We start from the raw sequence: 25,658 nt of genomic DNA on the forward strand, positions 1-25,658 counted from the left end.
GTGCTTGCCCGCGAAGGGGCCGTTAAAGTCGCTAAAAGCTTCGCGGGCAAGCACCGCTCCCACAAAAGTTCTGCCCCCAAACAAGTTCTGCTCCCAAATAGACATCGCTCCCACATGCAACCCCGTTACAAGCGCAGGCGCATCCTGCGTTGAAACGCCCCGGCTGGTTCGGGGCGTTTTTTTGCTTGCGGGATATATGTCGCTAAATATTTCAAAGTCGATGCTTTTCGACAAAATTACGACAATAAGCCTTCATTACGGCGCTTTTTACCGCTAGTCTGCGAACAACTGCCCGCCGATAACAGCCCTTCAACAAGAGCCGGCCATGACTGATCTGTCCCGTATGCAAGGTCCCATGGGCCCGGCCATACCTGCCTCGGAAGGACGCTTCTACCGTCCGCCATTGCCGGACGGCTATGTGTTGCGACCCCGCCTGTGCGAACGCCTGGGTGCCGGGTTGCACGGCCGTCTGTTGCTGGTCAGCGCCCCGGCCGGTTTCGGCAAGAGTTCGTTAGCGGTGGAGTTCTGCCAGAGCCTGCCCGAACACTGGCAAAGCCTGTGGCTGGGGCTCAGTCCGCGGGACAACGATCCGGGACGTTTCCTCGAGCGCCTGCTCGACGGCCTGCAACACTACTTTCCAGACCTGGGCAGCCAGGCGCTGGGCCTGTTGAAAATGCGCCAGCGCCATCAACCCTTCGCTTTCGAGGAGTGGCTGGACGGCCTGCTCGACGAACTGGCGCTGCGCCTGTCCAGCAGCACACCGCTGTTGCTGGTGCTCGACGATTACCATCTGGCCCAGGGCCCGGTGCTGGATCGTTGCCTGCAGTTCTTCCTCAACCACCTGCCCGCGGGTTTGCTGGTGCTGGTCACCAGCCGACAGCGGCCGGAGTGGCACCTGGCACGCCTGCGACTGTCGCGGCAACTGCTGGAGTTGAACGAGCAAGACCTGCGCCTGACCCACGGCGAATCCCTGGACCTGTTCGAGCGCCACAGCAGTTCCTTGCGTGGCGAAGCGCTGAACAACCTGATCGAGCGCAGCGAGGGTTGGGTCGCCGGTTTGCGCTTCTGGTTATTGGCCGCGGCGCAGGCCAGCAGCGATACGGCGCTGCCTCAGGTCCTGCAAGGTGGTACCGGGTTGATTCGCGACTACCTGCTGGAGGAGGTGATCGACTGCCTGCCAGCCGAGGTCCAGAGCTTTCTCTACGACACCGCGCCCCAGGAGCGCTTTTGCAGCGAACTGTGCGATGCGCTTCGCGAGTCCCACGACAGCGCGCAGATCCTCAGCTACCTGCAATCGCACCAGGTGTTCCTGGTGCCGCTGGACCAACACGGCCACTGGTTCCGTTATCACCACCTGTTTTCCGATCTGCTGCGCAGCCGTCCACCGAGCAATGCGCTGGTCCCGGCCGCCAGTCTGCATCTGCGGGCCTGCCGCTGGTTCAGCAGCCAGGGCTTGCTCGACGAGGCGGTGGAACAGGCCCTGCGCGCCGGGCATCTGGATGTGGCGGCGAACCTGGTGCAGAACCTCTCGGAAGAGCAACTGCTGGCCGAACAGAACGTCGGCATGCTGCTGCGCTGGAAAAGCGACTTGCCCGATCGCCTGCTGGTCAGCACACCGCGGCTGATCGTGCTCTACGCCTGGGCTTTGGGACTGGCCTGCCAACTGGATGCGGCCGAAGAGCTGGCCAGTCACTTGAGCCGCTTCCTGCCCGCACCCTCGGCCACCGCGCAGAAGTCCATGCTCGCGCAATGGCTGGCCCTGAGCGGGATCATCGCCCGTGGCCGTGGCGATCGCCAGAAGACCCAGGCCTATTGCGGCGAAGCCTTGCTCAGCCTGCCGCACAAGCGCTATGGCCAGCGTCTGGTGTGCCTGTCGACCCTGTCCAACCTGGCGATTGCCGACGGTGACCTGTGGCGTGCCCGTGGCCTGAATCGTGAGTCGTTGGAGCTGGCCCAGCGGGTCGGCAACCCCTTGTTCGAGGCCTTGGCCCATTACGATCGGGCGCGGGTGCTGCAGGCCCGTGGCGAGGTATTGCGTGCGCTGGATGAGGTCCGCCAGGGCTTGCAGCGCCTGGAGGGTTTGTCCGCCCAGCGGCTGTATGCCGCCCGCGCCCGGTTGACGCTGTACGAGGGTTACCTGCTGACCCTGCGCCAGCAACCCGAAGCCGGGCGCCTTCGCTTGTTGGCGGGTCTTCACGAGGCCCGGGCCTGCCGCGATATCAGCGTGCTGGTGGGGCATTGCGTGATTGCCGGCCAGGAAGGGCGCAACGGTGAGTTCGCCAAGGCCTTTGCCGAACTGGCCGAGGCCGAGCGTCTGATGCATATCTGGGATGTGCCGCCGATTTATTACCTGGCGATGATCACCTTGATGAAGTGCCAACTGTGGCTGGCCCAGGGCCGCATCGACCTGGCCGAAGCCTGGCTGGGGCGCCTGGAACAGACCTATAACGGCGCTCAGCCGGCGGCGGCGCCGGAGTTCCACCCGCAACTGCCCTTGCATATCCAGTTGCAGCAGGCCTTGCTCGAAGCCATGCGCGGCCAGCCCGCGGCCGCGCAGCAGCGCCTGGCGAAACTGGTGGAGCAGGGCCAGGCCAGCGGCGCTCAACTGCTCAGCGTGATGGCCTGGAACCAGTGGCTGCTGGTGTTGCTGGCGACGGCCCGCGAGGCCGAAGCCCGGCCGCTGTTCGCCCGCGCGGTGGAAGCCACCACGGGCGGCGCTTTGTTGCCGTTCCAGGCCTTGGCCAAAGCGCATCCGCAGTGGATGCGTGAGCAATTGCTGCAAGGCCCGGACACGCCGCTGCGGCAAAGCCTGCTGGCGCTGCTGCCAGCCCAGGCGGTGCGCGAGGCCGGAGAGCTGGCGCAGCCCATCGACAGCCTGAGTAGCCGTGAACTGGCCGTCCTGCATTTGATCGCCCAGGGCTGTTCGAACCAGGAGATCAGCGACCAGTTGTTCATTTCCCTGCATACGGTGAAAACCCACGCCAGCCATATCAACGGCAAACTGCGGGTCGAACGGCGCACCCAGGCGGTGGCGCGGGCGCAGGAACTGGGGTTGCTGGGCGAATCGCGCTGACTGGCTTGAGCCGGGCGCTGGACAACACCACGACTCCTTGTAGGCGCCGGCTTGCTGGCGATAGCGATGTATATGACGCAGATGATGTGGTGGAGGTACTGGCCTCATCGCCGGCAAGCCGGCTCCTACGGGTTCGCGTATACCGGGATACCTGCTATTTGACCAAATGTACCGTCGAAGACGCTTCGGCGGGGTGGCTATGTGCCTTGCGTCAGCTATAACCAATAGACGTCTACCCTCCCTTTCAACGCCTGGAGTGACTGAAGGCTGGCGAGGGTGCAAAGAATGGGGCCACGTCAGCGCTCTTTGTTCATGAATTACAAAGGAATTGCCTGGGAGCAAGGAATGCGCGAGTCCACATTTAGCCCCGCTCCAGTCGTCCTGATCGTCGACGACCAAGCGACCGACGCGCTGATCCTCCGCGAGTCGGTACGGGATCTGGCCCAGGTGCATGTCGCCACCAGCGGTGAAGAAGCGTTGCGAGTCGCGCGCCAATGCCGTCCCGATGTGGTCCTGCTCGATATCGAGATGCCCGGCATGAACGGCTTCGAGGTCTGCAAGGCGCTGAAGGCCGACCCCAAGTTGTCCGACGCCGCGGTGATTTTCGTCACCTCCCATGCCCAGGCCGATTACGAACTCCAGGCCCTGGGCTACGGCGGCATCGACTTTATCCAGAAACCCTTGAATATCCCGGTGGCCAGGGCTCATATCAACGCCCATATCACCCTGCGCAATGAAGCCAAGCGCCTGGCCAACCACGACGCCCTGACCGGCTTGCCCAACCGTATGCTGTTGCAGGATCGTGCCGAGCAGGCGCTGAAAATGGCCCGGCGCAATCACGGGCGGCTGGCGATGCTGTTGCTGGACCTGGACAACTTCAAGGCCATCAACGATTCCATGGGGCATTCGGTCGGTGACCAGATGCTCAAGTACGTGGCGACACGCCTGTCGATGCTGCTGCGCGGCATGGATACTCTCAGTCGCCAGGGCGGCGACGAGTTCATCATCCTGTTGTCGGAGGTGGACGGTTTCGAGGCGGTGGGGGATTTTGCCGAGCAGGTGCTGACGGCCATTTCCAGCCCGTTTTCGCTGCAGGGCACGCGCTACGACCTGAGTGCCAGCATTGGTATCGGGGTCTTCCCGGAAGACAGCGACGACCTTGAGTCGCTCTACCGACATGCCGACGCCGCGATGTATCAGGCCAAGCTGGCGGGGCGTAACCGCTACCTGTTCTTTTCTCCCGGTATCGAAAGCGGCATGCGCGCCCGGCACCTGCTTGAACGGCATATGCGCGCGGCCATCGAGGAAGGGGTGTTCGAGGTGTTCTACCAGGCCAAGGTCGATGCCCGGGACCTGCGCGTGGTCGGCATGGAGGCGCTGATCCGCTGGCGCAACGGCGACGGCAACCTGGTCTCGCCGGCGGACTTCATTCCCCTGGCCGAAGAAACCGGCTTGATCATTCCCATCGGTAAATACGTGCTGCTCCAGGCCTGCAAGGACACCTGCAAATTGCATGAACTGGGCCATCCAGTCTGTGTCAGCGTGAACATCAGCGCCGTGCAGTTTCGTGAAGAGTCGTTCCTCGGCATGGTCAAGGGCATCCTGCGCGACTCCGGTCTGGCGCCGCAATGGCTGGAGCTGGAAATCACCGAAGGGGTCCTGGCCCGGGACATCGACAACGCCCGGGAAACCCTGATGGCGCTCAAGGAGTTGGGCGTACACGTGGCCATCGACGATTTTGGCACGGGTTATTCGAGCTTGGCCTATCTCAAGCGTTTTCCCATTGATGTGCTGAAGATCGACCAGAGCTTCGTGCGCGACATGCTCCTCGACAAGAGCGATCTGGCCATTGTCGAGGCGATCATCAAGCTGGGGCAGGCGCTGGGTCTTGAGCTGGTGGCCGAAGGCGTGGAGACCCAGCAGCAGGCCGACCTGCTGCTGGAGCAGGGCTGCCGGATCATGCAGGGCTTTCTGTATTGCCGACCGGTGCCGTTTACCCAGATAAGCACCTTCTTGTCTTCATGGTCACGAACGGTATGAGGGCAGCAAGGCCAGTCGCCGAAGATCGACATCCCGGCCCCCGGGATAGCCGCATTGCTCAAAGGAGTCTGTATTGAAACGAAAGAGTCTGTCTGCCCTGAATGGGCGCGCTGCGATGATCCTGGCCCTTGGGTTGGTGGTGACGGTCATCGGATGTCTGCTCCTGCAGAACAGTAATGAACAACGCACCCGCGAAGCTCTCGGCGTCACCGCCGAAAGAGCGCTGCAGTCGGTGGTGACCCGGTTGGAGTTGTATCAGTACGGGTTGCGCGGTACCCGTGGCGCGATTGTCACTGCCGGCGAGGATGGCATGACGCGGGAGATCTTCCACCGCTTCAGCCAGATGCGCGACGTGTCCAAGGAGTTTCCCGGTGCCCGCGGGTTCGGTTTTATCCGCCGGGTGTCGCCTCAGGACCTCGGGACATTCCTGCAGCAAGCCCGCGCCGATGGTGAGCCGGACTTCAGCATTCACCAGTTTGCGCCCCATGAAGGCGACCTTTATGTGGTCCAGTACCTGGAGCCCAACGCCGATCACTCCGCGGCGTTCGGCCTGGACATCGCCTCGGAGGCTGACCGGGCCGAGGCGGCACGGGCGGCCGCGCGCACGGGCGAAGCGCGGCTCACCGCGCCGATTACGCTGGAGCAGTCGCTGGACAAGCCGGAACAGGCGTTCTTGATTCTGTTGCCGATCTACAAGCACGGTATTGTGCTGCCCACCGAGTCGGAGCGAGAGGCGGCGATTGTCGGTTGGGGCTATGCGCCTTTGCAGATCGAGAATGTTCTGGAGGGGTTGGTGCCGCAAGGCGAGGCGGTCAACCTGCGGCTCAGGGACATCACTGTCCCGGGAGCCCCTGAGCAGTTTTACCAGAGCACTTATGAGTCGGGCGCCCAGCCGGCGGCCTTGATGAGCCATACCCTGGAACGGAATGTCTTCGGTCGGCGCTGGCAGATAGAGGTGCAGGCACTGCCGCTGTTCGCGCAGCACCTGCACCTGGTGTCGCCGATGCTGGTGCTTTTCCTTGGCATCCTGGCCAGCTTGCTGCTGGCCGCGCTCGCCGCCATTGCCAGGATCAGTTCCCAGCGGCGTCTGCAGGTGATCGCCCAGCAGGCCCGGTTGGCCTCGATCGTCGAAGGCTCGGCGGACGCGATCATCGGCAAGACCCTTGAAGGTATCGTCACCAGTTGGAACAAGGGCGCGCAGAACCTGTTGGGCTATACCGCGCAGGAGGCGGTGGGTCAGCCGTTGGTGAAGCTGATCGTGCCGCCTGAGCTGGTCTCGGAAGATATCGAGATCCTGAGGGGCATTGCGGGCGGTAAGGCGATTACCCATTTCGACACTCTGCGGCGCTGCAAGGACGGTCGCCGCATCTATGTTTCGGTGAACGTTTCACCCATCTGTGACGAAAGTGGCCGGGTGATCGGCGCATCGAAGACGCTGCGCGATATCAGCGCGCAGAAAGCCGCCGAGGCGCGGATTCTCGAGCTCAACTCCAGCCTCGAAGAGCAGGTGGCAGCGCGGACCTCGGAGCTGCGGCGGATCAACCTGTTGTTCAGCAGTGTGCTGCGTTCGGCCTCCGAGGTGTCGATCATCGCCACCGATCTGGACGGTGTGATCAGTGTATTCAACGAGGGCGCCGAGCACATGCTCGGTTATCGCGCCGAAGAACTGCTGGGCAAGGCCACCCCGGCGATCCTCCACGTGGAGCAGGAAATCATCGAGCGTGCTGCTGAACTCAGCGCGGAGTATGGACAGGTCATCGAGGGTTTCAGGGTCTTAGCCCACAAGCCGGAGTTCGAGCACTCGGAAACCCGCGAATGGACCTATGTGCGCAAGGATGCCTCCCATGTGCCGGTCAGCCTGGTGGTGACCGACCTGCGTGATGACGAGGGGCAACTGATCGGCTATCTGGGCATCGCCGTCGATATCACCCAGCGCAAGGCCGCCGAGCATCAACTGGAAGTGAGCCTGCAGGCGAGCCGGGTGATCCGCGACCAGTTGCTGATGGCCGCCGATGTGGCCGAACTGGGTATCTGGACCTGGACCCTGGCGGACAACAGGTTGCAATGGAACGACCGGATGTTCGAGTTCTATAGCCAGCCGCTGAGCTTGCGCGATAACGGTTTGAACTATGCACACTGGTATGAGCGGGTACACCCTGAGGACGTCGAGGCGGTGGCCGCGCAGTTGACTGCGGCCGTTGCCGGGGAGGGGGTGTATGACCCGATCTTCCGGCTGCTGGCGCCGGATGGGCGGATACGTTTCATCCAGGCCGGCGCCCAGGTCGAGCGCGATGCCCAGGGCCAAGCTCTGCGGGTGACCGGTATCAACCGCGATATCACCACCCAACGCGAGTTGGAATCGCACCTGCTGCGGGCCAAGAACCGCGCCGACAGCGCCAGCGCCGCCAAGTCGTTTTTCCTGGCCAACATGAGCCATGAAATCCGCACGCCGATGAACGCGGTGATGGGCATGTTGCAGTTGGTCCAGCACACCGACCTCAATGCCCGCCAGCGCGACTACGTGGTCAAGGCCCAGACGGCGGCCAAGTCACTGCTGGGCCTGCTCAACGACATCCTCGACTACTCCAAGATCGAGGCCGGCAAGCTGCGCCTGGATCCGCACCCCTTCGAGCTCGAACCGCTGATGCGTGACCTGGCGGTGGTGTTGGCGGGCAATCAGGGCAGTAAGGAGGTCGAGGTGATGTTCGACCTGGATTCCAACTTGCCCGGCAGCCTGGTGGGCGACAGCCTGCGCTTGCAGCAAGTGCTGATCAATCTGGCCGGCAACGCCCTGAAGTTCACCCAGCAGGGCCAGGTGGTGGTCAGTATCCGGCAGTTGCGGCGCCTGCACGGCTCGGTGAAAGTTCGGGTCGAGATTTGCGATACCGGCATCGGCATCAGTGCCGAACAACTGCAGCGCGTCTTTGACGGCTTCACCCAGGCGGAAGCCTCGACCAGCCGCCGTTTCGGCGGTACCGGACTGGGTCTGGTGATCTGCAAGCGGCTGGTGGGCCTGATGGGCGGCGAGTTGCAGGTGGAGAGTGAGGTGGGTGTCGGCAGCCGGTTCTGGTTCGATATCAGCCTCGACGTGGCCCGCGAGGAAGCCCTGCGGCTGTCCTGCCCCGGTGTCGATTCGACGATGCGCCTGCTGGTCGCCGACGACAACTCCATGGCCTGCGAACTGCTGCTGCGAACCGTGCGTTCCCTGGGCTGGACCGCCGACACGGTGAGTGGCGGCACGCTGGCGGTCGAGGGGGTGCGCAAGGCGCAGTTGCGTGGCGAACCCTATGACGTGGTGTTGATGGACTGGCGCATGCCGGACATGGACGGCCTCAGTGCCGCCCGCTTGATCAGCTTGCAGGAGCAAGCCGCGCCGCCGCCGATGGTGATCATGATTACCGCCTACGGACGTGAGGTTCTGGCGGATGTGCACCACGAAGGCGATGCGCCCTTTGTCGGTTTTCTCACCAAACCGGTGACGCCGCGGCAGTTGGCCGATGCGGTCCAGCGCGCTTTCAGCACCAGCGAGCCGCTGCCCGAAGCGTTGCCCGGCCCCGCCCGTCCTCGGCGCCTGGCCGGCTTGCGCTTGTTGGTGGTGGAAGACAATGCCCTCAATCGCCAGGTCGCCGACGAGCTGCTGAGAGGCGAAGGCGCCCAGGTCAGCCTGGCGGAAGGCGGATTGGAGGGCGTCAGCCAGGTCATGTCGGCTTCGACGCCGTTCGATGCGGTGCTGATGGATATCCAGATGCCGGACATCGATGGCCTGGAGGCGACGCGGCGGATTCGCCGCCACGCGCATTTTGCCCTGTTGCCGATCCTGGCGATGACTGCCAATGCCTCCAACAGCGACCGTGAAGCCTGTATCGCGGCGGGCATGAATGACCATGTGAGCAAACCCATCGACCTCGAGCAACTGGTGCAGACCTTGCGCGTCCAGACCGGGCGCGAGGCACCTCAACCCCTGATGATGAGCGAGGTGCATGGGTATTCAGTCGATAGCGTGCTCGAGGCGCGTGCGTCGATCATGAGTCGCTTCGGTAGCAATCTCGAGCTGATCTCCACCGTCTTGTACAGTTTCGGTTCCGAGTTGGAAAAGCAGCTGGCGCTGCTCCCGGCGCACCTGCAGGACCGCGACGGGCCGGCGGTGGCGGCGGTGCTGCATGCGATCAAGGGCAGCTCCGGCACCATGGGCGCGCAGGCCTTGTCACTGCGCGCCAGTGCCCTGGAGCGTGAGCTGTTGTATGGTGATGCGGCGGCGGTGAGGCGCGTGCTGGAGGATCCGCAATGGTTGCCGGAGCTCAAGGAATTGTTGGTGCGCAGTGTCGAGCAATTGAAGGCGACGTTTGGGACCGGGTATCGAGGGGATTCGTCTCGGGAGGCCGCCTCGGGGTCGTTCTCCTGAAACCCTGGTCTGCGTTTGGAGAGGGATTGCACCCGGATGCTTGATGAAACTGTTTAGGCCGCTGCTTCAGCGGCCGGTGGCGTTGCTCTGGGGCGGGCTGGCGCTCTCGGCAATCGGCGATGAGCTGTTCGCGATCGCCGTGGCCTGGATGGCGGTGCAGGTTGCCGGCAGCGATGCCAGCTGGCTCGGGGCGTTACGCGGTGCCGCGGCGTTGGCGGGTGCCTTGCTGGGCGGGATCTGGGCCGAACGCTGGGACCATCGACGCACGATGATCGGTGCCGACCTGGTGCGGTCCGGGATTGCCCTGATGCCGATGCTGGCCTGGGCGCTGGGGCTGATGAGCCTGTGGACCCTGGCGGTGCCGGTCATGCTGATGATGATCGTCAATTCCTTGTTCGAACCGGCGTTGCGCGCCAGTCTGCCACGGATTGTCGCGGTGCCGGAGCAGTTGCAGGCGCTCAACGCGCTGTTCGACGCGATCATCCGGGTGGCGCGGGTGATCGGACCGATGCTGGCGGCGGCCATCACCCTGCTGATTCCGCTGGAGCAGCTGTTTACCCTCAATAGCCTGACGTTCCTGATCTCGGCCTGGGCGCTGATGAAACTGGGCAAGGCCTTGCCGCGTCAACCCGGCAGGCTGACCAGCCGGCGTGCCGCCTTCACCGCCGGTTGGCGCAGCCTGCTCGGCCGCCGGCGGATGCAGGCGGTCTATGTGTGTGCCGGGTTGGGCAATGTCGCCTGGAGCCTGGGCGTTTCCATCGGCATGGCGCTGGCCGTGGTCAAATACGATATCCAGGGCTTTGGTGTCCATGGTTTTGCCGCCTACGGCCTGATCATGGGGGCTTATGGCGCGGGTAACCTGGTCGGCATTTTTGTCGTCGGCAACCTGCAACTGCGCCGCCTGTATGGTGGTTTCAGCTTCGGCTCGGTGGTCAACGGCCTGGGCATCTCGATCATCGGCGCGGCGGTGCTGTACCTGCCGGCGGAGCAGGTGCTGGTGGGCATGATGTTCGGCGCCGGCCTGGCCGCACTCGGCGGTCCGCTGATCGATATCTCGTTTATCCTGCTGATTCAAACCACCTTCAGGCAGGGCGAAATCGCCGGCTTGGCCAGGCTGCGTTTTGCCGCGCTGGGGGCGTCGATCCTGATTGCCGGAGCCTGTGGCGCGGCGCTGTATGCCCGCTTCGAAGCGGGCATGGTCATCGCTGGCAGCGGGATTTTTGAAATCATCGCCGGTGCCCTGGTATTGCTCGTGCCCAAGGGCAATGAGCGCGTCCCCGTTGGCCCCGACAGCCGCCTGGGCGAGGAGGTGCGCGAGAACCCTTTTATTCGCGCATGAGAAGTTTCATGGAATTTTTGCCATTCGTCATGTTCCAAGGCCAGCAGGAGTCTATTGTCAACGACTGTTGCACCTTCAATGAGTAGGAGCTTGATTCATGTTCACCTCGCGTCGCTTGATTATTGTCGCTACCGCCGTCGCCCTCGTGTCCGGCTGTGCATCGCAGAACCCCAACCCGTATGACAACCAAGGACAGGCACAGCAGCAACAAGGTTCGGGGGGCATGAGCAACACCGCCAAGTACGGCGGTATCGGCGTGCTGGCCGGGGCCGCGGCCGGTGCGCTGATCGACCACAAGAACCATGGCAAGGGCGCGCTGATCGGTGGCGCCCTGGCCGGCCTGGCCGGTGCCGGTTACGGCTACTACGCCGACCAGCAGGAAAAGAAACTGCGCGAGAGCATGGCCAACACGGGTGTCCAGGTGCAGCGCCAGGGTGATCAGATCAAGTTGATCATGCCCGGTAGCATTACCTTCGCAACCAACTCTGATGCGATCGCCAGCAGCTTCTATCAGCCGCTGAACAACCTGGCCAACTCGCTGAAGGAGTTCAGCCAGAACCAGATCGAAATCGTCGGCTACACCGACGGCACCGGCAGCCGCCAGTTGAACATGGACCTGTCCCAGCGCCGCGCTCAGAGCGTTGCCAACTACCTGACCTCCCAGGGTGTCAGCGGCGCCAACCTCTCGGCTCGCGGTGCCGGTCCGGACAATCCGGTGGCCAGCAACGCCGACGTCAACGGTCGGGCGCAGAACCGTCGGGTGGAGGTCAACCTGAAGGCGATTCCCGGCCAGCAGTACGGCCAGCCGCAGGGGCAACAGCAAGGCCAGACGCAGTATCAGCAGCAGGGCCAACCCCAGTATCAGCAGCAAGGCCAACCGCAATACCAGCAGGGCCAGCAGTATGGCCAGCCGGTGCAGCAGTACCCTTGATCACCTGACTGAACCCCAGGCGTAAAAAAGCCCGCCCGATCACTGATCGGGCGGGCTTTTTAATTGCGCTGGCAACCGGCTTATTTTTTCAGGCCGTAGTGCTCATCCAGCATGCCGGGCGCATTCGGCGCCTTGGGCGCGTAGTCGCGCGGCGGCTCCTGGCTGCGCGGTGGCGTCAGGCGTTCCCGTGGACCCGGTACCGCATCGGCGTGCAGGGCGGCGAGCAGGCGTTGGCGAGTCAGTTCGTCGAGGGCCAGGCGGTTGGCGCCCTCGGCGAGATGATCTTGCACTTCCTGGTAGCTCTGGGTGAGCTTTTTCACCAGGTTCGCGGTGCTGTTGAAGTGGGTGACCACTTCGTTCTGATAACTGTCGAAACGTTCCTGGATATCGTCCAACTGGCGCTGCGTGCTGCTCGGGGCGGCACTCGGTACCAGACGGGCGACCAGGAAACCAATGGCGACACCGGCAACCAGGGCAAGAGTCGGCAACAACCAAACTAAGAGCGAGTGTTCCACGAGTCCTTCCTCTATAAACGGCTTTGCTTTACGTTAACGGCTCGGACCTGCGCTGTATACCGCGATCTTAAGGTCGCAGTCATGTCAGGCACAGACTTTAAGCTAGACGAGTCGACCCCTTGAGAGGTCACGGAGTTCCTTCCTTGCTGATGCGTGAAACCCCTGTAATGATCGATGGCCCTGTCGGCCAACTGGAAGCCTTGTACCTGGACATGCCCGAAGCGCGTGGCCTGGCGCTGATCTGCCATCCCAACCCGGTGCAGGGTGGGACCATGCTCAACAAGGTCGTCTCGACCCTGCAGCGCACCGCCCGCGATGCCGGCCTGATCACCCTGCGCTTCAACTATCGCGGTGTCGGCGCCAGCGCCGGCAGCCACGACATGGGCCACGGTGAAGTCGATGATGCCCAGGCCGCCGCGCAATGGCTGCGCGCACAACACCCGGACTTGCCCCTGACCCTGTTCGGTTTTTCCTTCGGCGGTTTCGTCGCGGCGAGCCTTGGCGGTCGCCTGGAAGCCCAGGGCCAGACCTTGCAGCACCTGTTTCTGGTGGCGGCGGCGGTCATGCGCTTGCAAGCGGTCGACCGCCTGCCGGAACATTGCCCGCTGACCCTGATCCAGCCGGAAACCGACGAAGTGATCGATCCGCAGCTTGTCTATGATTGGTCCGCCGCGCTCGAACGTCCCCATGAGCTGCTGAAAGTGGCAGAATGCGGACACTTTTTTCACGGCAAGCTGACCGATCTCAAGGATCTGATCCTGCCGCGCCTCTCGAATTGAACAAGCGATCATCCATGACCACACGTACGCGCATCCTCACCGGTATCACCACCACGGGCACGCCGCACCTGGGCAACTACGCCGGCGCGATCCGTCCGGCGATCCTCGCCAGCCGTGCCAGCAACGCCGATTCGTTCTATTTCCTGGCCGACTATCACGCCCTGATCAAGTGCGATGACCCGCTGCGCATCCAGCGCTCGCGCCTGGAAATCGCCGCGACCTGGTTGGCCGGTGGCCTGGATGTGGACCGCGTGACCTTTTATCGCCAGTCGGATATTCCGGAAATCCCCGAGCTGACCTGGCTGCTGACCTGCGTCGCGGCCAAGGGCCTGCTCAACCGTGCGCATGCCTACAAGGCGTCGGTGGACAAGAACGTCGAAGGCGGCGAAGACCCGGATGCCGGGATCACCATGGGCCTGTACAGCTACCCGGTGCTGATGGCCGCGGATATCCTGATGTTCAACGCCCACCAGGTGCCGGTCGGTCGCGACCAGATCCAGCACGTGGAAATGGCCCGGGATATCGGCCAGCGCTTCAACCACCTGTTCGGCCAGGGCAAGGAATTCTTCGTCATGCCCGAAGCGCTGATCGAGGAAAGCGTCGCCACGCTGCCGGGCCTCGATGGGCGGAAAATGTCCAAGAGCTATGACAACACCATCCCGTTGTTCAGCAGCGCCAAGGACATGAAGGAGGCGATCTCGCGCATCGTCACCGACTCCCGCGCGCCAGGCGAAGCCAAGGATCCGGACAACTCGCACCTGTTCACCCTGTTCCAGGCGTTTTCCACGCCGGCACAGGCCGCCGAATTCCGTGGTGAGTTGCTGGGCGGGTTGGGTTGGGGCGAAGCGAAGAACCGCTTGTTCACCCTGCTCGACAATGACCTGGGCGAGGCCCGCGAGCGTTATTACGAACTGATCACCCGTCCGGCGGACCTGGAAGATATCCTCCAGGCCGGGGCGAAGAAGGCCCGCAGCGTGGCCACCCCGTTCCTCGGCGAACTGCGCGAGGCGGTGGGCCTGCGCTCCTTCGTCAAGCAGACCCAGGTGGCTGCGAGCAGCAAGAAGAAAGCCGCCAAGGCCGCGCGCTTTGTCAGCTTCCGTGAGGACGACGGCAGTTTCCGCTTCCGCCTGCTGGCCGCCGACGGCGAACAACTGCTGCTGTCGCGGCACTTTGCCGATGGCAAGAGTGCCGGCGCGGTGACCAAGCAATTGCAGTCCGGCCAGGCCCTGGACATTCGCGGCGAGGCCGGGCGTTTCAGCGTCTGGCTGGAAGGCGAGTGCGTGGCCGATAGCGCCGAGTTCGCCGACGAAGCGTCGTGTGACGCGGCCATTGAGGCGTTGCGGGTCGCTTTGACGCCGGCGCAGGACTGATTCGAGGCCTTCCCCGACCAAGGGTTGATTGCCATTCCCACGGGCCGTCGCTAAAGTGACGGCCCGTTTTTGTTACCTTGCTAACGAAATTATGACGCCCCTAGAACGATATCAAGCTGATCTGAAACGCCCCGAGTTCTTTCACGACGCGGCCCAGGAAACGGCAGTGCGCCATTTGCAGCGCCTGTACGACGACTTGATCGCGGCTTCGCAGAACAAGCCGGGCCTGCTCGGCAAACTGTTCGGCAAGAAAGACCAGGCGCCGGTCAAGGGCCTGTATTTCTGGGGGGGTGTAGGTCGCGGCAAGACCTACCTGGTGGACACCTTCTTCGAAGCGCTGCCGTTCAAGGAAAAGACCCGCACGCACTTCCACCGCTTCATGAAGCGGGTGCACGAGGAAATGAAGACCCTGACCGGTGAAAAAAACCCGCTGACCCTGATCGCCAAGCGGTTTGCCGCTGAAACCCGGGTGATCTGTTTCGACGAATTCTTTGTCTCCGATATCACCGACGCGATGATTCTCGGCACCTTGATGGAAGAGTTGTTCAAGAACGGCGTGACCCTGGTGGCCACCTCGAACATCGTGCCGGACGGCCTGTACAAGGACGGCCTACAGCGTGCGCGCTTTCTGCCGGCCATCGCCCTGATCAAGCAGAACACCGAGATCGTCAACGTCGACAGCGGTGTCGACTATCGCCTGCGTCACCTGGAGCAGGCCGAGCTGTTCCACTATCCGCTGAACGAAGCGGCGCACGAGAGCCTGCGCAAGAGCTTCCGGGCGTTGACGCCGGAGTGCACCCAGGCCATCGAGAACGACGTGCTGATGATCGAGAATCGCGAGATTCGTGCGATCCGCACCTGCGATGACGTGGCCTGGTTCGACTTCCGCGAGCTGTGTGACGGACCGCGTAGCCAGAACGACTACATCGAACTGGGCAAGATCTTCCATGCCGTGTTGCTCAGCGGCGTCGAGCAGATGAGTGTCACCACCGACGACATCGCCCGGCGCTTTATCAACATGGTCGACGAGTTCTACGACCGCAACGTCAAGCTGATTATCTCCGCGCAAGTGGAACTCAAGGACCTCTATACCGGTGGGCGTTTGAACTTCGAGTTCCAGCGCACCTTGAGCCGCTTGCTGGAAATGCAGTCCCACGAGTTCCTGTCGCGGGCGCACAAGCCTTAACCGTGATAGCCGCGCGGCCCTTGAGCCGCGCGCTGCTCAGGGCTGCGCGGGGGCGGGGAAGGTCAGGATGTCTCCGTCCTTGGGGATCAGCAGGCGCGCTTCGACACCGGCCAACTGCGCCGCGTCGGCCAGCGAGCGGCGTGTCACCGGGCAGTGACTGAGGGCTTCAAGGTGATTGGCGATCACCAGGCCCGCTGACAGCCGGGTGAACTCGACCACCTCTTCAACGCCCATGATGATGTCTCCGCCCAGATCGAAGCGCGCGCCGCCTGCCGGCACGACCGATAGCTGTGGTTGATGCTTGGTGACGAACGCCTTGACGGTCGGCGTGAGCAAGGTATCGCCACTCAGGTAGAGGCTGGGCTCGCCCGGCATTTCAATCAGATAACCCACCCCATGTTCCATCAGCTTGCCCACCAGCCCTTGCCCGTGGGTGCACCGGACCGTGCGAATCCGACCGCCGAGGAAAGGGCTGGGTTGTTCATGATCACTGGGCAACGGCTGCACATTCAAATCATGGCTGGCCAGATAGGCCGCGTCGTGGGGCGTGCAGATCACTGGCGTGCCGGTGTCGCGCAGCCATTTCTTCGCGGCGCGATCCAGGTGATCGAAGTGACCTTTCTGGCAGTGGGTGATCAGACAGTGGGTCACCGACTCGAGCGCTGCCGTTGCCGATGCCGGCAAGTCGACCAGCGGGTTGCGCTGCCGGGCGCTGAATACCCGCAGGGGCGGCAAGGAAAGTTTTCGCGCCAGCATCGGGTCGAGCAAAATACGATGGCGGCCGAACTCCAGGATAATCGTCGCATTGCGTAGCTGATGGATGTGCATGCTCATACCTCTGAGAAGAGCTTGCATTGTGTTCGACCGGGCGGTCACGCAGAATGGCAGGATTGGACATAATGGATTCTGTTTCTGCCATGCGCCGTCCCCTTCGAATCGGTTTGCTGCTTTACCCGGGGTGTCTGCCAGCGGGGCTGCTGGCCTTTGCCGATTTGCTGCATGCCGCTAACCGTCGTTCGGGAAAAACGCTCTTCGAAACGCTGTTCGTCGCCCAGCAGGTCGGCGCGGTGGCGTGTGCCCAGGGGCTGTCGTTGCAGGTGTCCAAGGCTTTGTCGGAGGCCAACGTCGATGCGCTGCTGATTGCTGGCTTCTGGGCCGAGTCGTCGCGGCAGGTCGAGAAGGCCGTGAGTGATAACAAGGCCTTGGTGGCGGCCCTGGCGGCTTGTTCGACACAGCTGCAGTTGTGGAGTTACTGCACCGGTGTCTGCCTGATCGCCGCAAGCGGGCGGCTGGAGGGGCAGGCGGCCACGGTGACCTGGTGGCTGGCGGGGACCATGGCCCAGCGTTATCCCAAGGTGAACTGGCAGAGCCAGCGTCACTGGGTGATCAACCCGTCGACCGCGACCGCGTCCGGGGTCAATGGTTATCTGCCGATTGCCCAGGCGTTGATTGAACGGGCTGTTGGCCAGGATATGTTTCACGACCTGGCGAAGCTGATGGTGCTGGCGCGCCCGGTCCAGTCTCACCCGGCCTTTGCGGCCATGAGCCTGATCGAGCAGTCCAGTTCGCTGTTGCGTCAGTTGCATCGCTGTGTTGAACAATCGCCGGCGGAGCAGATCACCGTGCAGCGGCTGGCGGAGCAGCTCGGGCTGTCCCCACGCACGTTGGCGCGCAGGGTCAGTGCGGAAACGGGGATTGCCGTGGCGGCTTATGCGCGCTGCATCAAGCTCAACCAGGTCAGTGAGCGGCTGATGCTGACGTCCACGGCGGTCAATACCATCAGCGCCGACCTGGGGTTCAGCAGTGATTCGAACCTGCGCCGGATGTTCAAGGAACTGACCGACTTGACCCCGCTTGAGTACCGGCAGCAGTTTGGGCGGCGTTGAGGAAAAATACTGCCAGGCTCAATTGTAGGCGCCGGCTTGTTGGCGATGGCGCCCGCATAAACGGTGCAAGGCTTGAGGGCCTCTTCGCGAGCAAGCTCTGCTCCTACAGGTTTATGCCAAACGCAAAATCTGTGCTTGGCGCTGTACTGTAAGAGCAGGGCTTGGTCCGGCGGCGTTCCGACGAAGCTTTTGGCGGCCTTGACTTCAACAGGGTCTATTTGAAATGGCGGAGATAATCGGGCAGTTCAACGCTTCGCTGGCAGCCGATCAGCAACCACAACAGAATCCGCGCTTTACGCGGACACAGAAAACCCGCCATCTGCGCCCCGCGCTGGATCAGGTCGATTTCGCTGCCGACAAAGCCATAAGAGTGGCTCGCTGTTGAACCGGCTCCGGTACGTGTGCCGATCACCACCGGGATCTTCAACGCCAACGACGTGATTGCCTTGGCCCAGCTTTCGCTGACGTGACCGGCGCCGAAGCCGGCGATCACCAGGCCGTCGTAGCCCAGCTCCAGCAGCCTCTCCAGCAGCAGCGTATCGGCCGACAGCGACGCTTCGAGCAGGGCGATCCGCTGTCCGCGGCGAACCGGTGACGGCAAGATTTTTCTCGGGGTGGGAGCGTGCAGATAACGCACGGCATTTTCGATGATCAGACCGGTGGGGCCGAATACCGTTGAACTGAAGGCTTCCAGGGCCAGGGCATCGCTCTTGCGCACGCGGCTCGCGCCGTGGACCTGGCCGTTGATGACCACCTGCACGCCGCGCCCACGGCTGGCGCTTGCCAGGCCGACCAAGCCGGCGTGCAGCAGGTTCGCCGGGCCGTCGGCACTGATCTCGGCGGCCGAGCGCATGGCGCCGGTCAGTACCAGCGGCTCTTCACGATCCCAAAGCAGATCGAAAAAGAACGCGGTCTCCTCCAGGGTGTCGGTGCCCTGGGTGATCACCACGCCGCTGGCGCCTTGTTCAACTTGGCGTTTGGCCCAGTCGAGGACACCGAGCAGAAAGTCGAAGTCCAGCGACGCGCTGGGTTGCAGGCACAAGGTCTCGACGTGAATCCGGGCCAGGGTCGTCAGTAGCGGCACCTGCTCCAGCAGGGCCTGGCCGTTGACGCTGGGCACCACGCCTTGGTCCGGGTGGGCGGCTTGCATGCTGACAGTGCCGCCCAGGGCGGCGATGGACAGTTGAGGCAGGGACATGGAACTCTCGCTGATAAAGGTCGGGAAGAGGTGATGCCGGCCGCACCAGAGTACCGCCGGCTGGAGGGGAAAGCGCGCTCGGTGGTGTTGTCCAGGGCGGCGCAAGGCTTGACGGCCTCATCGCCGGCAAGCCAGCTCCTACCCGGACCGGGGACGCTGCGAGCATCTGCGTTGAGGCACCCACCTGTGGGGCTTGCTGGCGATGGGGCCAGCAAGTCTTGCATCGCCTGCCCGAACGCCATCGCTGGCAAGCCGGCGCCTACAAGGACCGTGTCAGCCAGCCGATCAGCGGCACGATCAGTAGCGTGCTGAGGGCCATCGACAGCACATTGCCGATATACGGGTGCATATGCCCCGGGACCCGCCGCGATAGAGCGACGGCCAGCGGCGGTGCGAGCAAGGCCCCGAGCAGGGCGCTGGCGAGTACCACCAGTGGACCGCCACCATGAGTCAGCACCGCGGCCGGGGCAACCGAGACAATAGGGATGTAGGTCGGGTACCAGCCTCGCGCAATCCATTGCCCTCGCCAGACGACTACACCGATGGCCGACGCCAGGGCCTGGGCCGCGAGTATCGGCAGCAGCAGGTCCGAGCCATAAGCCGGTCCGGCCGGGTTGAGCCCGTAGGCCAGCAATACCCCCAACAGCAGCCCCAGGCTCGCCCATTCGTTACCGAAGAACGGCGCTTCGGAAAAATCGGCGAGTACCCGGCGCATGCCCCAGATCAGCCCATGTTTGCCGGCTTTCGGCGCAGGTGCCGAGGTCGTGGCCAGCGGCAGCTCGGGTTTCACCAGGGCTGGCCAGCGTCGATAGAGGGTGAAGGCGATTACGCTGCCGATGGCCATTCCCAGCACATTGCCGATGACCGCCGGCAGGTCCAACGGGTTGCAGACAAAGTTGACCAACAGCAGGCACAGCGGCGTGACCAGCAGCGCGCCCATGACCGCACCGCTGACGGCGATCCGCGTGCCGGCGCCGAACAGCAGCACGGTGGCGGCGGGAACGGAGACGAAGGCGGCGAAGGTCGGTTGCCAGCCATGACGCGGCACGCTCCAGCCCCACAGCAGGTTGCTCAACAGCAGGCCCAGCAGCGCACTGCCGATCAGCCAGGGCCACAGGCCGCTGCCATAGCAAATGGCAAAGCCCTGCCAGGCCTTGCCCCGGCGATGAGCCCAATGGGCCAGGCCGGCACCGGCCAGCAGGCCCAGCGAGGCCAGCTCATGTTTGTAGAAGGCCATTTCACTGATATCACCGAGCACCCAACGCAGCCAGGCACTGGGAGCGGGCAGGTTCTCCATCATATGCAGGTAGCCGGCCCCGCCGAGGGTATTGCCGAACAGGGTCAGCCAGGCAAGCAACAGGCCGGGCACGATCAGGCCCAGGGTGAACAGGCAGGCGGGCAGGTAAGCGAGCCTGCCCTGGTTGGGGGTGTTATTCATGTTGGCCCCCTTCAGCGCGGCAGGCCAGGGTGCTGGGTATAGCCGAGCATGCCGTCGTAGAGGTCGGTCCGGCGGTCCCTGGGCAGGTCGTTCAGGTTGTTCCAGATCGGCGCGCTACGGGCGCTGACCAGATCGATATCGGCAAACAGCACGGCCTCGTCGATGGGCGAGGCCACCTCGCTAAGCGGCCAGCCGTTGGTTCCGGCGATCAGCGAGCAGCCGAGGAAGCGCTCGCCGCGATCGCTGCCGACACGATTGGCGGCGGCGATAAACACGTTGTTGACGTGGGCGGCGGTGATGGTCAGGTACGAGGCCATGCATTTGCCGGTCTCATCGAACAGCGGTGGCGGGGTCCAGACCCAGTTGTTCAGGCTGCAGATGATATCCGCTCCCTGCTGGCTCAGCAGGCGCGGCACTTCGGGAAACCAGATATCCCAGCAGATCAGCAGGCCGATCCGCCCGATGGGCGTGTCGAAGACCGGAAAACCCAGGTTGCCCGGGGTGAACCAGAGTTTCTCCTCGTTCCACAAGTGCGCTTTGCGGTACTTGCCGATAAAACCGTCCGGGCCCACCAGCACGGCGGTGTCGAACAACTGCACGCCGTCACATTCAGCGATACCGGCCGCCAGGTAAATCCGATGTTCCTGTGCGAAATTTGCCCATGCCTGCACGCTGGGTCCTGCTGGTACGGCTTCGGCATGGGCGAAAGCCTCCTGACGGTTCTGGAAGCTGTAGCCGGTATTGGCCAGTTCCGGCAACACAATCAGATCGGCTCCGCCGCGCACGGCCTGGCCCGCCAGCGCGAGGCCGCGGTCCAGGTTATACGGGGTGTGGGCAACGCCGGCTTGGGGATCGAACTGCACAACGGCAACGCGGACGGGACTGATGGCGGGGCGAGATTCGTTCATTTGAGGTGCTCTCATTGTTGTTATTCAACTCGAATGAGTTGATGTGACTATGAGAAGCCATTCAATGAGTGGTGTATGTCGGTGGCCCTCCGGTAAGCCAGTCGGCTATTTCCTAGACCGACCTGGGAATACTGAACGCCATTGGTGGGTTGTTGGCGATCGGTCGGCCACCGTATTCGGGGTAGTGCTTCAGGCTGAAGCCGCCATTGAATGCCGCGCCGGTGCGCTGGCACAGATGGATGGTGGCATCGAGGGCGCCCCGCAGGCAGGGCTCGGTCCAGCCGGCGTCGACCGAAAAGGATTCGCCGCACAGGTAGAGCCCGGAATGCGCGGAATAGTGGCGGTTGTAGTTCATCAGATCGATGGCCTCGTAATAGGTGCCGGGGCGATAGAGCTTGGCGGCGCCGAGGGCATTGCGATCACTCATCCAGCGATGTACGGCAGCGTTTTGGGTGTCGATGTAAGGCGAGATCCGCCGATTGATATTGCGCGCGTGCAGCAATATTCGATCGAGCTCGCCGACGCACTTGTCCACCAGTTCCTGATCGGAAAACAGCGCGAGCTTGGTCGCATCGTCCTCCCAGGTGTAACTCAGCAGGATGCAGTCATACGGGTAGCTGTCGTTGTAGCGGTAGGTGTACATGTCATGGATCAGGCTGTCGGTGACCAGTGCCTGAGGGATGCCATGGGGTTCGTCGAAAAAGCTTTTTTTCAGCGGTGCAAAGACCTTGCAGCTGGTTTCCCAGTGGGCGGTCTTGTAGGCGCTGCGAATGTGGAACGGCAGCATTCGCTCGTCGAAGCCCTTGAGCTCGACGGTGGTTTCGATCAGCCAGGACGGCAGGGTGAGAATCACCGAGTCGAAGACTTCGCTACGCTGCTCGCGGTGATCTGGATCGTTCCATTGCCAGGCGTAGTCGACGCGAATTCGCTGGTTGGGCAGTTTGCTCAGACCGTTGACCTGGGCCTGGGTGGCGAACCCGGCACCGCGCTGTCGGCAATGCTCGTAGAAGGACAGGCCACGCGCTTCGACCGGCATGAACAACAGGCATTCGTCGAGGGCGGCAACGCCCAGGTAGCGGGGGGCGTCGAAGGCCAGGCCGTTGCAGTCGAGCAGTGTGCCCGCCTGCAGGTGCGGCGACGGCAGCGGATCGCCGCGCTCATCGACGCGGCCGTGCATCAATTGGAGGCGATTGCTGAAACCAAAGATGGCGGTGCGGATCGGGTACAGGCTGCAGGCGTCATAGAACGCGCCCCAACTGCCGTCGCCGATGCCGATGGCATAGAAGATCGCCGACTCTTCGGCGCTCATGCCGACGCCGCCGAAATCGCCCGGATCGTCCGCTTGCCAGTGACTGATCGCGGGCAGCGTGACCAGGTTGCGAAACGACAGGCTCTCATAGCGCCGGACAATCGCCGACCAGAGGCTTTCCCAGCCCTCGCTGGCGTAGCGGGCCTCTACCTGGCGAGTCATGCGTTCGGCGAAGAGGCGCCATTTGTCGTGGACCTGTTTCAGCAGTTTTCCCGGTGGCGGGGTCTGGCCGTCGCGGTTGTCCCAGATCAGCATTCGCGGGGTTTCCTGGCCCTCCAGCAGGCCTTCACGGAGGAAAATTCCGGTGCTCCTGACCTGGGCGCTGCCCGGGTTGGCGAAGTCGGAAAGGCGCAGGTCGAACTGTTCGGTGTAGTGCGCCAGCACGGAGCGCCCCTGCAGCGGCGTTTCATCGGCGCGATTGAAATACGGCAGACGCATCGCGCCCATTTCGAAGGGGGTGGAACCGGTGGTGGCGGGTTGGCTTTTGTCGATCACGGTCAGGTGCCGGCCACCGATCCGCCGGGACTGTTCGAGCAGGGTGATGTCAGTGAAGCCGCAGCGCAGCAGTTCACGCGCCGCGCTGAGACCGGTGACGCCGGCGCCGATGATGCAGATCCGGTGGCCCGTGGCGGTGGCGCGGGCGACGCCGCCGGGTTGCTCGACCAGTCGGCGATAGTCGAAGCACAGGTCCGGCGGATTGGGGAACCGGGCGCGCCAGGCGCGGTTGGGGTCTACCGTCGGTGTCGGGAATGAGGGCTGCTGTTGAGCCAATCCAATAGGCATGTACGACGCTCCTTGTCAGTGGCAATCGGTAGTGATTGCCGGAGCGAGTCTACGAAGGTGAGGGCAGGGCGCTGTGGTAATTAATTATGCAAGGTCGCGCGCCTGTTTCCGCTAGTGTCGAAACAGGCGCACGGGCTTCATGCCGCTTGCTGGAACTGCTGGCGATACTGGTTGGGGGACAGCTCGGTGTGCTGGCGGAACAGGCGCGCAAAGAAGCTGGCATCGTCATAGCCGACTTCGTAGCTGATGGTCTTGATGCTCTTGCGAGTGCCCGAAAGCAGGCCCTTGGCGGTCTCGATACGCAGGCGCTGCAGGTAGTGCAATGGCTTGTCGCCGGTGGCTGTCTGGAAGCGGCGCATGAAGTTGCGAATGCTCATGCCGTGTTCCCGGGCGACATCCTCGAAGCGGAACTTGTCGGCGAAATGCTCTTCGAGCCACTGCTGGATTTGCAGGATGATCACGTCCTGGTGCAGCTTCTGTCCGCCGAAGCCGATACGCCCCGGGGCGTAGCTGCGCTGGACCTCATAGAGGATATCGCGGGCCACGGCCTGGGCGACATTGGCCCCGCAGAAGCGTTCGATCAGGTAGATATAGAGGTCGCAGGCCGAGGTGGTGCCACCGGCGCAGTAGAGATTGTCGGCGTCGGTCAGGTGCTTGTCCTGGTTCAACTGGACGTTGGGGTAGCGCTCGCTGAAGGCGTTGAAGAACCGCCAGTAGGTAGTTGCTTCCTTGCCATCGAGCAGGCCAGCTTCGGCCAGCCAGAACACCCCGGTGGCCTCGCCGCAGAGCACGGCGCCGCGGGCATGCTGTTCGCGCAGCCAGGGCATGACTTGCGGGTAACGCCGACAGAGGGTTTCGAAGTCGTCCCAGAACGCCGGCAGGATGATCACATCAGCATTTTCCAGGCCGCCGTCGACCGGCAGGATCACATCGCTGAAGCTGCATACCGGTTTGCCGTCGGGACTGACCAGGCGGGTTTCGAAGGCCTTGGTGAGGCCTTGGCCGAGCTGTTTGCCATAACGCAGGCTGGCCAGGTGGAAGAAATCCTTGGCTTGCATAAGAGTGGAAGCGAATACCCGGTCGATAGCCAGGATGCTGACGCGCCGCAAGGGCGTGGAGAGTGGATTAGCCATAATTCCATTGTTCTTATTAGCGGAAAGTTCTTATAGGGGAAAGTGGTCAACAGACGGCTGGATCGTCTTATTTTTTGGCGCATGTGTCCAGTGTTACCCGGCAAAACACTGGCATAGGCTCTACAGGCCAATCCCGGCCTCAGTGTCCTTGCAGGTAGCCCCGATGATTCCCAGAACCCTGTTCAGTTCCGAGCACGAGCTGTTTCGCAGCAGCGTGCGCAAGTTTCTCGAGCAGGAGGCGGCGCCCTTCCATGCGCAGTGGGAGAAACGCGGCTATATCGACCGCGAGCTGTGGAACAAGGCGGGCGCGCAGGGGATGCTCTGCTCCCATCTGCCGGAGGCTTATGGCGGCATGGCGGCGGACTTTCTCTACAGTGCCGTGGTGATCGAGGAGATCAGCCGACAGGGCTTGAGCGGCATCGGTTTTTCCCTGCACTCGGACATTGTCGCGCCTTATATCCTGCATTACGGCAGTGAGGCGCTGAAGCTCAAGTACCTGCCCAAGCTGGTGTCCGGCGAGATGGTCACGGCCATTGCGATGACCGAACCGGGAGCCGGTTCCGACCTGCAAGGGGTGAAGACCACGGCGCTGCTGGACGGCGACGAGTATGTGCTCAATGGCTCGAAGACCTTTATCACCAACGGCTTTCTCGCCGACCTGGTGATTGTCGTCGCCAAGACCGATCCGCAAGCCGGGGCCAAGGGTACCAGCCTGTTCCTGGTCGAGGCCGATACACCGGGGTTCGCCAAGGGCAAGCGCCTGGAAAAGGTCGGCATGAAGGCCCAGGACACCTCCGAGCTATTTTTCCAGGATGTGCGGGTGCCCAGGGAGAATCTGCTCGGGCAGGCCGGGATGGGGTTTGCCTATCTGATGCAGGAGTTGCCCCAGGAACGCCTGACGGTGGCGATAGGCGGCCTGGCATCGGCCGAGGCGGCGTTGCAGTGGACGCTGGAATACACCCGCGAACGCAAGGCTTTCGGCAAAGCCATTGGTGACTTCCAGAACACCCGCTTCAAGCTGGCGGAAATGGCCACCGAGATCCAGATCGGCCGGGTGTTTGTCGACCGCTGCCTGGAGTTGCACCTGCAAGGCCAGCTCGATGTACCGACGGCGGCGATGGCCAAGTACTGGGGCACCGACCTGCAATGCAAGGTGCTCGACGAATGCGTGCAGCTGCATGGCGGCTATGGGTTCATGTGGGAATACCCGGTGGCCCGGGCCTGGGCGGATGCGCGGGTGCAGCGCATCTATGCCGGGACCAATGAGATCATGAAGGAGATCATTGCCCGGTCGCTTTGACGTCTTGGGTGGGTTTGCGAAGTGTGGTTATAGCCTTAAGGGCCTCTTCGCGGGCAAGCTCCGCTCCC

At 63.0% G+C, this 25,658-nt stretch carries 17 protein-coding genes; 10 read left to right on the top strand and 7 right to left on the bottom strand.

All coding sequences use genetic code 11. From position 1 onward, the window contains the following. Positions 1–325 precede the first annotated feature (325 nt). The 5 genes from AC07VG_RS03930 to AC07VG_RS03950 all read left to right on the top strand — a co-directional run bounded on the left by AC07VG_RS03930 (position 326) and on the right by AC07VG_RS03950 (position 11,785). Positions 326–3,073 (top strand): winged helix-turn-helix domain-containing protein, encoded by a 2,748-nt coding sequence (locus AC07VG_RS03930; protein WP_495020527.1) that lies wholly within the window; start codon positions 326–328, stop codon positions 3,071–3,073. Positions 3,074–3,418: 345 nt separating this feature from the next. Then, positions 3,419–5,113 carry a putative bifunctional diguanylate cyclase/phosphodiesterase gene (locus AC07VG_RS03935; protein ID WP_495000614.1) on the top strand — a complete coding sequence of 565 codons (1,695 nt, stop codon included), beginning with the start codon at positions 3,419–3,421 and terminating at the stop codon, positions 5,111–5,113. 115 nt (positions 5,114–5,228) lie between these two features. Further along, positions 5,229–9,515, top strand: coding sequence for a CHASE domain-containing protein (locus tag AC07VG_RS03940; protein ID WP_495020651.1), 4,287 nt, complete (start codon positions 5,229–5,231; stop codon positions 9,513–9,515). A gap of 43 nt (positions 9,516–9,558) precedes the next feature. Beyond that, a complete protein-coding gene (locus tag AC07VG_RS03945; RefSeq protein ID WP_495020528.1) occupies positions 9,559–10,854 on the top strand; it encodes an MFS transporter in 1,296 nt (431 codons plus the stop codon). 97 nt (positions 10,855–10,951) lie between these two features. Then, a complete protein-coding gene (locus tag AC07VG_RS03950; RefSeq protein WP_495000616.1) occupies positions 10,952–11,785 on the top strand; it encodes a YiaD family glycine zipper/OmpA-like lipoprotein in 834 nt (277 codons plus the stop codon). Between the two features lie 80 nt (positions 11,786–11,865). Here the strand turns inward: AC07VG_RS03950 and AC07VG_RS03955 are convergent, their stop codons facing one another. Then, on the bottom strand, positions 11,866–12,300 hold the full coding sequence (locus AC07VG_RS03955; RefSeq protein WP_248798878.1) for a Z-ring associated ZapG family protein: 435 nt from the start codon (positions 12,298–12,300) through the stop codon (positions 11,866–11,868). Between the two features lie 149 nt (positions 12,301–12,449). Between AC07VG_RS03955 and AC07VG_RS03960 the strand changes: the two genes are divergently transcribed. From AC07VG_RS03960 to zapE, 3 genes are all read left to right on the top strand, one after another. Next, entirely contained in the window at positions 12,450–13,079 is a 630-nt protein-coding gene (locus tag AC07VG_RS03960) for an alpha/beta hydrolase (protein ID WP_495000617.1), read from the top strand. Between the two features lie 14 nt (positions 13,080–13,093). Then, positions 13,094–14,449: a tryptophan--tRNA ligase gene (locus AC07VG_RS03965; RefSeq protein WP_495020529.1), complete on the top strand. Its 1,356-nt coding sequence runs from the start codon at positions 13,094–13,096 to the stop codon at positions 14,447–14,449. Between the two features lie 91 nt (positions 14,450–14,540). After that, positions 14,541–15,635 carry a cell division protein ZapE gene (zapE, locus tag AC07VG_RS03970; RefSeq protein ID WP_495020530.1) on the top strand — a complete coding sequence of 365 codons (1,095 nt, stop codon included), beginning with the start codon at positions 14,541–14,543 and terminating at the stop codon, positions 15,633–15,635. Positions 15,636–15,671: 36 nt separating this feature from the next. On the opposite strand, the gene AC07VG_RS03975 is transcribed toward zapE, so the two are convergent. Beyond that, the gene (locus tag AC07VG_RS03975) at positions 15,672–16,463 is read right to left on the bottom strand and encodes an MBL fold metallo-hydrolase (RefSeq protein ID WP_495020531.1); all 792 of its coding nucleotides are present in this window, start codon (positions 16,461–16,463) and stop codon (positions 15,672–15,674) included. Positions 16,464–16,534: 71 nt separating this feature from the next. Between AC07VG_RS03975 and AC07VG_RS03980 the strand changes: the two genes are divergently transcribed. Beyond that, positions 16,535–17,521: a GlxA family transcriptional regulator gene (locus AC07VG_RS03980; protein WP_495020532.1), complete on the top strand. Its 987-nt coding sequence runs from the start codon at positions 16,535–16,537 to the stop codon at positions 17,519–17,521. A 214-nt stretch (positions 17,522–17,735) separates the two neighbouring features. Here the strand turns inward: AC07VG_RS03980 and AC07VG_RS03985 are convergent, their stop codons facing one another. The 5 genes from AC07VG_RS03985 to AC07VG_RS04005 form a co-directional block, all read right to left on the bottom strand. Continuing rightward, complete coding sequence (locus AC07VG_RS03985) at positions 17,736–18,719, bottom strand: asparaginase (protein WP_495020533.1); 984 nt, start codon at positions 18,717–18,719, stop codon at positions 17,736–17,738. A gap of 259 nt (positions 18,720–18,978) precedes the next feature. After that, on the bottom strand, positions 18,979–20,157 hold the full coding sequence (locus AC07VG_RS03990) for a hypothetical protein (protein ID WP_495020534.1): 1,179 nt from the start codon (positions 20,155–20,157) through the stop codon (positions 18,979–18,981). Positions 20,158–20,168: 11 nt separating this feature from the next. After that, positions 20,169–21,065, bottom strand: coding sequence for a nitrilase family protein (locus AC07VG_RS03995; RefSeq protein ID WP_495020535.1), 897 nt, complete (start codon positions 21,063–21,065; stop codon positions 20,169–20,171). 112 nt (positions 21,066–21,177) lie between these two features. After that, positions 21,178–23,157 (bottom strand): flavin monoamine oxidase family protein, encoded by a 1,980-nt coding sequence (locus tag AC07VG_RS04000; RefSeq protein WP_495020536.1) that lies wholly within the window; start codon positions 23,155–23,157, stop codon positions 21,178–21,180. A 137-nt stretch (positions 23,158–23,294) separates the two neighbouring features. Further along, positions 23,295–24,191, bottom strand: coding sequence for a GlxA family transcriptional regulator (locus tag AC07VG_RS04005; protein ID WP_495000788.1), 897 nt, complete (start codon positions 24,189–24,191; stop codon positions 23,295–23,297). Positions 24,192–24,453: 262 nt separating this feature from the next. Here AC07VG_RS04005 and AC07VG_RS04010 point away from each other — a divergent pair, with 262 nt between their 5' ends. Beyond that, positions 24,454–25,590, top strand: a complete 1,137-nt coding sequence (locus tag AC07VG_RS04010) for an acyl-CoA dehydrogenase family protein (protein WP_495000626.1) — start codon at positions 24,454–24,456, stop codon at positions 25,588–25,590. Positions 25,591–25,658 lie beyond the last annotated feature (68 nt).

It is taken from the genome of Pseudomonas sp. GW821-FHT03C07 (assembly GCF_059420925.1).